This window comes from Microbacterium sp. CCNWLW41, assembly GCF_037083505.1.
Genome location: NZ_JBAOJP010000009.1, coordinates 193,212 through 205,220, shown reverse-complemented (window position 1 = coordinate 205,220; position 12,009 = coordinate 193,212). Strand labels below are relative to the sequence as shown.

Sequence of the window (12,009 nt, the reverse complement as noted above, 5' to 3'; positions counted from 1 at the left end):
CGTCGTGGCGACCAGGCTCGGTCAGATGGCGAAGCCGAGCGCGCGCATCATGTCGCGGCCGTCGTCGGTGATCCGCTCGGGACCCCACGGCGGCATCCACACCCAGTTGATGCGGAACCGCTCGACGACCTCGTCGAGCGCCTGCGCCGTCTGCTCCTCGAGCACGTCGGTCAGCGGGCAGCCGGCCGATGTCAGGGTCATGTGGATGACCAGAGCATCGTTCTCGTCATCCCAGGCGAGATCGTAGATGAGACCGAGATCGACGACGTTGATCCCGAGCTCCGGGTCCATGACGTCCTTCAGGGCCTCGGTGACCTCGTCGTACTTCTCGGGCGTGAGCGTCGCCGTCATGAGACGATCCTACGCTTCGCTGCCGACGGGGGCCTCGGCCGCGGCCGGCTCTTCTTCGCCCGCGGGCAGGAAGCGGTCGTAGCCCTCGTCCTCGAGGCGGTCGGCGAGCTCGGGTCCGCCCTCCTCGACGATACGGCCGCCCACCATGACGTGCACGAAGTCGGGGTGGATGTAGCGGAGGATGCGCGTGTAGTGCGTGATGAGCAGCACGCCGAGGTCGGTCTCGGCCTTGGCGCGGTTGACGCCCTCCGAGACGACCTTCAGCGCGTCGACGTCGAGCCCCGAGTCGGTCTCGTCGAGGACGGCGATCTGCGGCTTCAGCAGCTCGAGCTGGAGGATCTCGTGGCGCTTCTTCTCTCCGCCGGAGAAGCCCTCGTTGACGTTGCGCTGCGCGAACTTCGGGTCCATGCGCAGGTTCTTCATCGACGCCTTGACGTCCTTGGTCCACGTGCGGATCGACGGCGCCTCGCCGTCGACCGCCGTCTTCGCGGTGCGCAGGAAGTTGGTGACGGTGACGCCGGGGATCTCGACCGGGTACTGCATGGCCAGGAACAGGCCCGCGCGTGCGCGCTCGTCGACGGACATCTCCAGGACGTCCTCGCCGTCGAGCGTGATCGAACCGCTCGTCACGGTGTACTTCGGGTGACCGGCGATCGTGTAGGCGAGCGTGGACTTCCCGGAGCCGTTGGGGCCCATGATCGCGTGGGTCTCACCCGTGCGGATCGTGAGCGTCACGCCGTTGAGGATCGGGGTGGTGCCGGCATCCGTCTCGACCGTCACATGCAGGTCGCGGATCTCGAGGACAGACATTGTTCAGTACCTTCTTCAGTTCACTTCGAGCTTGACGGTCGGGTCGATGAGCACGTCATCGCCGTCGACGGTGACCGCGAAGACCGGGACCGGCTCGTACGCGGGGAGGTTGAGGGGCTTTCCGGTGCGCAGCGAGAACGCCGAGCCGTGGGCCCAGCACTCGAGCGTCTCGCCGTCGACGAAGCCCTCGGACAGCGAGATGTCGCCGTGGGTGCAGACGTCGCCGATGGCGTGCACCTCGCCGTTGGAGTCGAGCACGACGGCGATGGCGACGCCGTCCACCTCGACGCGGCGGGCTTCGTCCTGGACGAGGTCGCTGAGGGCGCACACGCGCTGCGCGGTCATCGCACGACCTCCTTGGCGAGTTCAGCCTCGATCGCGGCGAACAGCTCGGTCTCGAGCTCGGCGACGCCGATCTTCTGCACGATCTCCGCGAGGAAGCCGAGCACGACCAGGCGCCGTGCCTCGTCCTCGCCGATGCCGCGGGACTGCAGGTAGAACAGCTGCTCGTCGTCGAAGCGCCCGGTGGCGCTGGCGTGTCCGGCACCGCGGATGTCGCCCGTCTCGATCTCGAGGTTCGGGATCGACTCGGCGCGCGCGCCGTCGGTGAGCACCAGGTTGCGGTTGGCTTCGTACGAGTCCGTGCCGACGGCATCCGGTCCGATGAGCACGTCGCCGATCCAGACGCTGCGCGCGCCCTCCCCCTGCAGCGCGCCCTTGTACAGGACGTCGCCGCTGGTCTCGGCGCCCTTGTGGTGCAGGTACACCTGGCTCTCGAGGTGCTGGCCGGCGTCGGAATAGCTGAGGCCGTACAGCTCGCCGCGCGAGCCGGTTCCGGCGAGCTCGACGCTCGGGTTGACGCGCACGACGCCGCCGCCGAAGCTGACGACCACGTGGCGGAGGGTCGCGTCGCGCTCGACGCGGGCCTGGTGGGATGCCGCGTGCACGGCGTCGTCGTCCCACTCCTGCACCGACACCAGGGTGAGATGGGCGCCGTCGCGGACGATGATCTCGACGTTCTGGGCGTGCTGCGCCGTGCCGGTGTGGCGGAACACCACGGTGGCGTGGGAGTTCGGCAGCGCCTCGACCACGACGTGGGCGTGCGCCAGCCCGCCGGTCCCCCGCAGGTTCACGACGACCGGCTCGGAGAGCTCCACGCCGGCGGGGATGCGCAGCAGCGGCGCCTCGGCCTCCTGCTTCCAGGCGATCGCGGCGGGCAGGTCCTCGGGCTGGAAGACCTCTCCGCGCGGCCGGGTGCCGTGGCCGAGCCGCTCCTGGACCAGCTCGGAGGGCGCCTGGACGTCGACCTGGATCACGCCGTGGGGCGCGGGCTGGTCGGCGAACAGCGGCGCCAGGCGGCTCGTGGGGGTGTGCTTCCAGTTCACCTCACGCCCGGTCGGTGCCTCGAAGGCGGCCGGGTCGTAGGAACGGGGACGCTCGGAGCGCGTCTGCACCGGCACGAACGCACCGGCGCCATCGGAGTGGCCCTTCGCGCCGGGAATGGTGGGGGCCTCGGTGGTGGGGCTCATCTAGCCGACGGATCCTTCCATGCCCATCTCGATGAGCTTGTTGAGTTCGAGCGCGTACTCCATGGGCAGCTCGCGCGCGATCGGCTCGATGAAGCCGCGCACGATCATGGCCATGGCCTCGTCCTCGGGCAGTCCCCGGCTCATGAGGTAGAACAGCTGCTCCTCGCTGACCTTCGAGACGGTCGCCTCGTGGCCGAGCTGCACGTCGTCGACCCGGATGTCGATCGCGGGGTACGTGTCGGAGCGGGAGATCGTGTCGACCAGCAGCGCATCGCAGCGGACGGTGTTGGCCGAGTGGTGGGCGTTGGCGTCGACGCGCACCTCACCGCGGTAGCCGGCACGGCCGCCCCCGCGGGCGATCGACTTCGAGACGATCGAGGACTGCGTGTAGGGCGCCATGTGGATCATCTTCGCGCCGGCGTCCTGGTGCTGGCCGGGTCCCGCGAAGGCGACCGACAGGGTCTCGCCCTTGGCGTGCTCGCCCATCAGGAAGATCGACGGGTACTTCATCGTCACCTTGGAGCCGATGTTGCCGTCGATCCACTCCATCGTCGCGCCCTCGTGGGCCACGGCCCGCTTGGTGACGAGGTTGTAGACGTTGTTCGACCAGTTCTGGATCGTCGTGTAGCGCACACGGGCGTTCTTCTTCACGATGATCTCGACCACGGCCGAGTGCAGCGAGTCGCTCTTGTAGATCGGGGCGGTGCAGCCCTCGATGTAGTGCACGTACGAGCCCTCGTCGGCGATGATGAGCGTCCGCTCGAACTGGCCCATGTTCTCGGTGTTGATGCGGAAGTAGGCCTGCAGCGGGATCTCGACGTGGACGCCCGGCGGGACGTACACGAACGACCCGCCCGACCACACCGCGGTGTTCAGGGCGGCGAACTTGTTGTCCCCGGCGGGGATCACGGTGCCGAAGTACTCCTCGAAGAACTCCGGGTGCTCGCGCAGCGCCGTGTCGGTGTCCATGAAGATGACGCCCTGCGCCTCGAGGTCTTCGCGGATCTGGTGGTACACCACCTCGGACTCGTACTGCGCGGCGACGCCGGCGACGAGGCGCTGACGCTCCGCCTCCGGGATGCCCAGCTTCTCGTAGGTGTTGCGGATGTCCTCGGGGAGGTCCTCCCACGACTGCGCCTGCTTCTCGGTGGAGCGCACGAAGTACTTGATGTTGTCGAAGTCGATCTCGCTGAGATCAGCCCCCCACGTGGGCATCGGCTTGCGGCCGAAGAGCTGATAGCCCTTCAGACGGGTCTTCAGCATCCACTCCGGTTCGTTCTTGAGAGCGGAGATGCCGCGCACCACGCCCTCGTCGATGCCGCGCTTCGCCACGGCGCCCGCGGCGTCGGCATCGTGCCATCCGAACTCGTAGACACCCAGGCCTTCCAGCTCCGGGCGATCGATCAGCACATCAGTCATCGTCACGTTCTCCTCCGGGCCCTGGCGGTGTCATCCGTCCCGGCATCCGTGATCTCCGGTGGAGATACCGGAGGGGGGATGCCGCTTCTCGGGCCCTCTCAAGTGGCGCCGACCATCGCGCCTAGACTGTCGGTGGTGCGCGGCGCCGAGGGCGCGCGCGACCGACCCCTCGATTCTACAGGTTCCACCCCGCCGCGGACGCGCGACGTCCGTCACACGGGGAGCGCGGAGCCTCTCCCTGGAGGCAAGACCGGCATGTCCGCGCAGCAGACCACCCAGACCGACCCCGGCCTGTGGCAGCGCTTCTGGCGCTGGCTGCCCGATCGGGTCGACCGGCGGATCCGCGTGTTCGCGTGGCTCTCGTTCCTCGCCGAGGTGATCATCATCGGCACCGGCGGCGCCGTGCGCCTCACCGGGTCGGGCCTCGGCTGCCCCACCTGGCCGCTGTGCACGGCCGACTCGCTCGTCCCCACGCCGGGGATCGACGAGGGCATCCACTCGATCATCGAGTTCGGCAATCGGCTGATGACGGGCGTCGTCGGGCTCATCGCCCTGGCGGTTCTGATCCTCCTGCTCAAGCTGCGCACGCGGCGGCGCGACCTGTACGTGCTCGCCGTGGTCGTGGTGGGCGGTGTCGCCGCGCAGGCCATCGTCGGCGGGATCACGGTGCTCACCGGGCTCAACCCGTTCATCGTCGGCTTCCACTACGTCGCGTCGCTCGCCCTGGTGTGCGTGACGGCGGCCTTCCTGGTGCGGATGTCGCAGCCCGCCGGACCGCGCGTACTGCTCGTGCCGCGCTGGCACGAGGTGCTCGCCCACGCGACCTCCCTCGCGATGGCGCTGACCATCGCCTTCGGCGTGCTGACGACCGGCGCCGGGCCGCACTCCGGCGACGCCGACGCCGGCCGCAACGGCTTCGACGCCTCGATCCTCGAGCACGTCCACGCGTGGCCGGGCTATGCGCTGTTCGCCCTCACCGTCGCTCTGCTGGTCGCGGGCCGGCGCTCGCGGACCGCGGCGCCCCGGCTGCTGCGCTGGACGGTCGTCCTGCTCGCGGTCGAGTTCGTCCAGATCGGCGTCGGCCTGTACCAGGCCAGGAACGGCCTTCCCGAACTCGCCGTCGGCGCGCACATGGTGCTGGCGGCCCTCGCCGCGGCCACGATGACCGTCGTGGTGCTGCACCTGAAGGCGCCGGAGCGGGCCGCCGCGGCCGACGCCGCCCACAGCTGATTCATAGCGCGAGGATTGGCGCCGCACGGGCGCGTTTGGGAGGGTGGGATGCCGCGGCCACCCGGGTCGCACATCCCGAGGAGTGATCGACCCTATGCCCACCCGTCCCCGTCTCATCCGCAGCATCCCGTTCTGGGGCCTTCTCGTCGTCTCGCTGGCGACGATCGCCGCCGGCTGGTTCCTCACGACCGGCGAGCTCGCCTCGATGACGACGACGCTGACCGACGGCACCGCGACCGGTGTCGACGTCTACGTCGGCCAGTCGATCGCCCAGCTCGGCGGGACCCTCATCGGCGCGGGAGTCATCGGCGTGCTGCTCACGCTGGCCGTCGCCGCCCTCTCGACGCTGCGTCCCCACCCGCCCGTCGAGGTCGTGGAGCTCACCGACCGGACCGAGTCCGAGATCGCTGACGAGTCGCCCGCCGAGGCGGAGCCGGCCGCCGAGGAGTCCGCGCTCTCGCGCTGATCGCACGTTCACGAAGAGGCCGCCCGGTAAGCCGGGCGGCCTCTTCGCGTTCCTGTCAGAACGGGAGCAGCGGGTCGACCGCGATGGCGACGAAGAGCAGCGTGAGGTACGTGATCGACGCGTGGAAGACGCGCATCGGTCGCGGCTCGGTCCCACGCACCGCGCGGTTGTACAGAACGTGCGACTCGTAGATGAACCAGCCGCCGAACACCAGCGCCGAGACCGTGTACACCACGCCCATCCCGGCGACGGGGATGAGCAGGAGCGAGCACACCACGGTCGCCCACGCGTACAGGATCACCTGGAGCCCGACCTGCGAGCCGGCGCGCGTGGCCCCCAGCATCGGAACGTCGACCTCTTCGTACTGGTCCTTGTACTTCATCGACAGCGGCCAGTAGTGCGGCGGCGTCCACAGGAACACCAGCGCGAAGAGGATGATCGGCGGCCAGGCCAGCGAGCCGGTCACTGCGGTCCAGCCGATCACCACCGGGAAGCAGCCTGCGATGCCGCCCCACACGATGTTCTGCTCGGTGCGGCGCTTGAGGATCATCGTGTAGATCACGACGTAGAAGAAGATCGCCGCGGCGGACAGGGTCGCGGCGAGCCAGTTGGTGGTCACCCACAGCCACACCGTCGAGAACACCGCGAGCGTCCACGCGAAGATCAGCGCGCCGCGGGGCGACACCTCGCCCGTCACGAGCGGCCGGTTCACCGTGCGCTGCATGTGCGCGTCGATGTCGCGGTCGAGATACATGTTGAACGCGGCGGCCGAGCCCGCGCTCGCGGTTCCGCCGATGACGGTGGCGATGACCAGCCAGATGTCGGGGAGCCCGCCCTCGGCGAGGATCATGACCGGGACGGTGGTCACCAGCAGAAGCTCGAGGACGCGCGGCTTCATCAGGGCGATGTAGGCCCGGACGGTGCGGCCGAAGCTCTGACGCGGCCGGTGCGAACCGTCGACGAGCGCCCCGGCGCCGGCCGTCTTCGTGATGTCCATGGCCCCCGCAATCGCCGCCTGCAGAATCCTCCCAAGTCTATGTCATCGGCGTGTCGCGCCCTGCCCGCCCGCCCCCTTCCCGGTCGCGGCCCGCGGATCACATGACGCCTGCCGCGAGCGTGAGCAGAACGTGACGTCCAGGACACCGCCATGTCACAGGCGGCGACAGGGCCTTCGCAAGACTGCGTCACATAGACCTCTCGCATGGCCTCGGTGGTATACCGCTTCGCTATGCTGAGACCACGCGCGCCCGTCGCCGATTCCCCCTTCTCCGTCCGGACAAGGGCCGCGAGCCGGCCGGCTTCTGGGCGCAACCTCCTCGAGAAAGGCGGCCGGGTGTCGGAACTGCGGTGGGATGAGATCGATCGGCGCGCGGTGGACACCGCACGCGTGCTGGCAGCGGACGCGGTCGAGAAGGTGGGCAACGGCCACCCCGGCACCGCGATGAGCCTGGCGCCGGCGGCGTACCTGCTCTACCAGCGCGTGCTCCGCCACGACCCCGCCGACACCGACTGGCTGGGCCGTGACCGGTTCATCCTCTCGGCCGGGCACTCGTCGCTGACGCAGTACGTGCAGCTCTATCTGGGCGGTTTCGGGCTGGAGCTCGACGACCTGAAGGCGCTGCGCACGTGGGGCTCGAAGACCCCGGGCCACCCCGAGTACGGCCACACCAAGGGCGTCGAGATCACCACCGGCCCGCTCGGCCAGGGGCTCGCGTCGGCGGTGGGCTTCGCGTACGCGGCCCGCTACGAGCGCGGCCTGTTCGACCCGGAGGCGCCCGCGGGCGAGTCTCCGTTCGACCACTTCGTCTACGTGGTGGCCGGTGACGGCGACCTGCAGGAGGGCGTCACCAGCGAGGCGTCCTCGCTGGCGGGCCACCAGCAGCTGGGCAACCTCATCGCGATCTACGACTCCAACCAGATCTCGATCGAGGACGACACCGATGTCGCCTTCACCGAGGACGTCGCAGCGCGCTACGAGGCATACGGCTGGCACGTCCAGACCGTCGACTGGAAGAAGACCGGCGAGTACGTCGAGGACGTCGCCGAGCTGCACGCCGCGATCGAGGCCGCGCAGGGCGAGACCGACAAGCCGTCGCTCATCGTCCTGCGGACCATCATCGGCTGGCCGTCGCCCGGCAAGCAGAACACCGGCAAGATCCACGGCTCCGCCCTCGGCGCGGACGAGCTGGCCGCGACCAAGAAGGTCCTCGGCTTCGACCCCGAGCAGTCGTTCGTCGTCGCCGACGACGTGCTGGCCCGCACCCGTGCGCTGAAGGACCGCGCCGCCGAGGCGCGCGCCGCCTGGCAGGAGTCCTTCGACGCGTGGGCGACGGCCAACCCCGAGCGCAAGGCGCTGCTGGACCGCCTCGAGGCGGGCGAGCTGCCCGCGGACGTGGCATCCGCTCTCCCCTCGTTCGAGGCGGGCAAGGACGTCTCGACCCGTGCCGCGTCGGGTGTCGTGATCAACGCCCTCGCGGCGGAGCTCCCGGAGCTGTGGGGCGGCTCGGCCGACCTCGCCGAGTCCAACCTGACGACGATCAAGGACGCCAAGTCCTTCATCCCGTCCGAATGGTCGACGCACGAGTGGTCGGGCGACCGGTACGGCCGCGTGCTGCACTTCGGCATCCGCGAGCACGCCATGGGCGCGATCGTCAACGGCATCAAGCTGCACGGCCCGACGCGTCCGTTCGGCGGCACCTTCCTCATCTTCAGCGACTACATGCGCCCCTCGGTGCGTCTGGCCGCGCTGATGGACATCCCGTCGATCTTCGTGTGGACGCACGACTCCGTCGCGCTCGGCGAGGACGGGCCCACGCACCAGCCGGTCGAGCAGCTCGCGACGCTGCGCGCGATCCCGAACTTCACCGTGGTGCGCCCGGCCGACGCGAACGAGACGTCCGCGGCGTGGCTCGAGATCCTGCGCCGCCAGGGCGGGCCGTCGGGCATCGCACTGACCCGCCAGAACATCCCGGTGTTCCCGCGCGGCGAGGGCGAGGCATCCGGTGACGAATTCGCCTCGACCGCGGGCGTCGCCAAGGGCGCGTACATCCTCGCCGAGGCGCCGAACGGCACCCCCGACGTGATCCTCATCGCGACGGGCTCCGAGGTCCAGCTCGCCGTCGCCGCACGCGAGACCCTCGCCGCGGAGGGCGTGAACGCCCGCGTGGTGTCGGCCCCCTCGCTGGAGTGGTTCGACGAGCAGGACGAGGCGTACCGCGAGAAGGTCCTCCCCGCCGCGGTCAAGGCGCGCGTGTCGGTCGAGGCCGGCTCCGCGCTCACCTGGCGCGGCATCGTGGGCGACGCCGGCCGCTCGGTCGCGATCGACCACTTCGGCGCGTCGGCCGACTACAAGACCCTGTTCCAGAAGTTCGGCATCACCGCCGACGCCGTCGTCGAGGCTGCCCGCGAGACCATCGCGGCCGCCGCGGCAGAGTAAGCACGAGGAGAAGGCAGCATGAGCACCCCCACCGAGAAGCTGGTCGCCGAGGGCGTGAGCATCTGGCTCGACGACCTGTCGCGCGAGCGGATCACGTCGGGCAACCTGACCGAGCTCATCTCGACGCGCAACGTCTCCGGCGTCACGACGAACCCGACGATCTTCCAGGGCGCGATCGGCGGCGGCGGGCACGCCTACGCCGACCAGATCGGCGAGCTGGCTCGCGCCGGCGCCTCGGTCGACGACGCGATCTTCGCAGCGACGACCGACGACGTCCGCGACGCCGCCGACATCTTCCGTCCGGTCTACGACGCGACCGACGGGGTGGACGGGCGGGTCTCGATCGAGGTCTCCCCCGACCTCGCCCACGACACCGACGCCACCGTCGCCCAGGCCAAGGAGCTGTGGGCGAAGGTCGACCGCCCGAACGTGCACATCAAGATCCCCGCGACGAAGGCGGGCCTGCCCGCCATCACCGCGGTGCTCGCCGAGGGCATCTCGGTCAACGTGACGCTGATCTTCAGCCTCGAGCGGTACGCCGAGGTCATCGAGGCCTTCCTCGCGGGCCTCGAGCAGGCGCAGGCGAACGGCAAGGACATCTCGAAGATCCACTCCGTCGCGTCGTTCTTCGTCTCGCGCGTGGACACCGAGGTCGACAAGCGTCTCACGGCGATCGGCACCGACGAGGCCGCGGAGCTGAAGTCGCTCGCCGGCGTCGCCAACGCGCGACTGGCGTACGAGCTGTTCGAGAAGGAGTTCGCCACCGACCGCGCGAAGGCGCTGACGGATGCCGGCGCCCACGTCCAGCGCCCGCTGTGGGCCTCGACCGGCGTCAAGGACCCGTCGCTGCCCGACACGCTGTACGTCACCGAGCTCGTCGCCCCGGGAACCGTCAACACGATGCCCGAGAAGACGCTCGAGGCCACGTTCGACCACGGTCAGATCGCCGGCGACGCCGTCACCGGCACCTACGAGGCCGCCCACAAGGTGTTCGCGGACCTCGCGGCGGCCGGCGTCGACTTCGCCGACGTCACTCAGGTGCTCGAGGACGAGGGCGTCGACAAGTTCATCGCCTCCTGGCACGACCTCCAGGGCACCGTGAAGACCGCCCTCGAGGACGCCCTCCAGGGCACCCGATGAGCTTCGACATCCACCTGTCGGGACGCGTCAAGTCGGTCGTCGAGGAGACGCTCCCCGGCCTGGTCTCGAGCCTCGTCGCGTCGGGCATCACGGCCGGCGACGCGTCCCTGTGGGGGCCGGCCGCCGAGGACGAGGCGTCCCGGCGTCTGGGCTGGGTGGAGGCGGTCAGCGTCTCGCGCCCCCTGGTGCCGGAGATCCTCGCGCTGCGCGAGCGCCTCCGCTCGCGCGGGGTCACGCGTGTCGTGCTCGCGGGCATGGGCGGCTCGTCGCTGGCTCCCGAGGTGATCGCGCAGACCGCGGGCGTGCCGCTGGTGATCCTGGACTCGACGGCGCCGGGCCAGGTGCTCGCCGCCATCGATGGCGACGCCGAGAGCGGCGACCTCACGCGGACGGCGCTCGTGGTGTCGTCCAAGTCGGGATCGACCGTCGAGACGGACTCGGCCAAGCGGGCCTTCGAGGCGGCGTTCCGCGACCTGGGCATCGACCCGGCCGAGCGGATCGTCGTGGTCACCGACCCGGGCTCCCCGCTGGACGAGTCCGCGCGCGCCGACGGCTACACGGTGTTCAACGCCGACCCGACGGTCGGCGGGCGCTACTCCGCGCTCACCGCGTTCGGCCTGGTGCCGGCCGGTCTCGCCGGCGCCGACATCGCCGAGCTGCTCGACGAGGCCGAGGCGTCGCTCCTCGAGGTGGCGATCGACAGCCCCGACAACCCGGCGCTGGTCCTGGCCGCCGCGATCGCCGGCGACGAGCCGCGCCGCGACAAGCTCGGTCTCGTCACCGACGGCACCCACATCGAGGGGCTGCCGGACTGGATCGAGCAGCTCGTCGCCGAGTCCACCGGCAAGGACGGGACCGGTGTGCTGCCGGTCGTCATGCTGCCGGTCTCCCCCGAGGTCGAGACCCGGCCGGACGATGTGCAGATCGTGCGCTTCGTCGACGAGGCCAAGCAGTTCCACCTCTTCGAGCACCACGAGGGCGAGGTCCTCGTGAGCGGCTCGCTCGGCGCGCAGTTCGTCGTGTGGGAGCACGCGACGGCGATCGTCGGCCGGATGCTGGGGATCAACCCCTTCGACCAGCCCGACGTCGAGTCCGCCAAGGTCGCCGCGCGAGGTCTGCTCGACGCACGGCCCGAGCCCACCGCCCCCGCGTTCTCGGCGGAGGACGTCGAGGTCCGCGTGTCCGACCCCGCTCTGGCGGCATCCGGGACCGTCGCCGGCGTCCTGGACGCGCTCTGGGCGCGGATCCCGGCGGGCGGCTACGTCGCCATCCACGCCTACGTCAACCGTCTCGAGCTGCCGCAGCTCTCGGGACTGCGCGAGCTCGTCGCCGCGGACTCCGGCCGGCCCACCACCTTCGGATGGGGACCCCGGTTCCTGCATTCGACCGGCCAGTACCACAAGGGCGGGCCGGCGAACGGCGTCTTCCTCCAGATCCTCGAGCAGACCGACGTCGACCTCGAGATCCCCGGCCGGCCGTTCACCTTCGGCCAGCTCATCCAGGCGCAGGCCGCCGGCGATGCGAGCGTGCTCGCCGAAGGCCATGACCGCCCGGTCGTCACCCTCACCCTGACCGATCCCCAGATCGAAGTGCTCTCGCTCTTCGAAGCGGCCCAGTAGGAGCTCACC

The 12,009-nt window shown here is 70.2% G+C and carries 11 protein-coding genes; 5 read left to right on the top strand and 6 right to left on the bottom strand.

Annotated elements, in window-relative coordinates:
• Positions 1 to 21: 21 nt before the first annotated feature.
• From V6R91_RS27475 to sufB, 5 genes are read right to left on the bottom strand one after another with little or no spacing between them, the layout of a single operon-like run.
• Positions 22 to 351: a metal-sulfur cluster assembly factor gene (locus tag V6R91_RS27475; RefSeq protein ID WP_318352910.1), complete on the bottom strand. Its 330-nt coding sequence runs from the start codon at positions 349 to 351 to the stop codon at positions 22 to 24.
• Between the two features lie 9 nt (positions 352 to 360).
• Complete coding sequence (sufC, locus tag V6R91_RS27470) at positions 361 to 1,161, bottom strand: Fe-S cluster assembly ATPase SufC (protein WP_336397870.1); 801 nt, start codon at positions 1,159 to 1,161, stop codon at positions 361 to 363.
• 15 nt (positions 1,162 to 1,176) lie between these two features.
• Positions 1,177 to 1,506, bottom strand: a complete 330-nt coding sequence (locus tag V6R91_RS27465; protein ID WP_336397869.1) for a non-heme iron oxygenase ferredoxin subunit — start codon at positions 1,504 to 1,506, stop codon at positions 1,177 to 1,179.
• Positions 1,503 to 2,690, bottom strand: a complete 1,188-nt coding sequence (sufD, locus tag V6R91_RS27460; protein WP_336397868.1) for a Fe-S cluster assembly protein SufD — start codon at positions 2,688 to 2,690, stop codon at positions 1,503 to 1,505. Before sufD ends, V6R91_RS27465 begins: the two co-directional genes overlap by 4 nt.
• Positions 2,691 to 4,109, bottom strand: a complete 1,419-nt coding sequence (sufB, locus tag V6R91_RS27455) for a Fe-S cluster assembly protein SufB (RefSeq protein WP_336397867.1) — start codon at positions 4,107 to 4,109, stop codon at positions 2,691 to 2,693.
• A gap of 255 nt (positions 4,110 to 4,364) precedes the next feature.
• On the opposite strand from sufB, the gene V6R91_RS27450 reads away from it, so the two are divergent.
• Positions 4,365 to 5,339 carry a COX15/CtaA family protein gene (locus V6R91_RS27450; protein ID WP_336397866.1) on the top strand — a complete coding sequence of 325 codons (975 nt, stop codon included), beginning with the start codon at positions 4,365 to 4,367 and terminating at the stop codon, positions 5,337 to 5,339.
• Between the two features lie 94 nt (positions 5,340 to 5,433).
• Positions 5,434 to 5,805, top strand: a complete 372-nt coding sequence (locus V6R91_RS27445; protein ID WP_336397865.1) for a dinucleotide-utilizing enzyme — start codon at positions 5,434 to 5,436, stop codon at positions 5,803 to 5,805.
• Positions 5,806 to 5,860: 55 nt separating this feature from the next.
• Here the strand turns inward: V6R91_RS27445 and V6R91_RS27440 are convergent, their stop codons facing one another.
• Entirely contained in the window at positions 5,861 to 6,802 is a 942-nt protein-coding gene (locus V6R91_RS27440; RefSeq protein WP_336397864.1) for a heme o synthase, read from the bottom strand.
• Positions 6,803 to 7,138: 336 nt separating this feature from the next.
• On the opposite strand from V6R91_RS27440, the gene tkt reads away from it, so the two are divergent.
• Genes tkt through V6R91_RS27425 form a run of 3 tightly spaced genes read left to right on the top strand, consistent with a single transcriptional unit; the run spans position 7,139 to position 12,000 of the window.
• On the top strand, positions 7,139 to 9,241 hold the full coding sequence (gene tkt / locus V6R91_RS27435; RefSeq protein WP_336397863.1) for a transketolase: 2,103 nt from the start codon (positions 7,139 to 7,141) through the stop codon (positions 9,239 to 9,241).
• Between the two features lie 18 nt (positions 9,242 to 9,259).
• Positions 9,260 to 10,381, top strand: coding sequence for a transaldolase (gene tal, locus V6R91_RS27430; RefSeq protein ID WP_336397862.1), 1,122 nt, complete (start codon positions 9,260 to 9,262; stop codon positions 10,379 to 10,381).
• Positions 10,378 to 12,000 carry a glucose-6-phosphate isomerase gene (locus V6R91_RS27425; protein WP_336397861.1) on the top strand — a complete coding sequence of 541 codons (1,623 nt, stop codon included), beginning with the start codon at positions 10,378 to 10,380 and terminating at the stop codon, positions 11,998 to 12,000. The genes tal and V6R91_RS27425 overlap by 4 nt, the downstream gene beginning before the upstream one ends.
• The last annotated feature ends 9 nt before the right edge of the window (positions 12,001 to 12,009 follow it).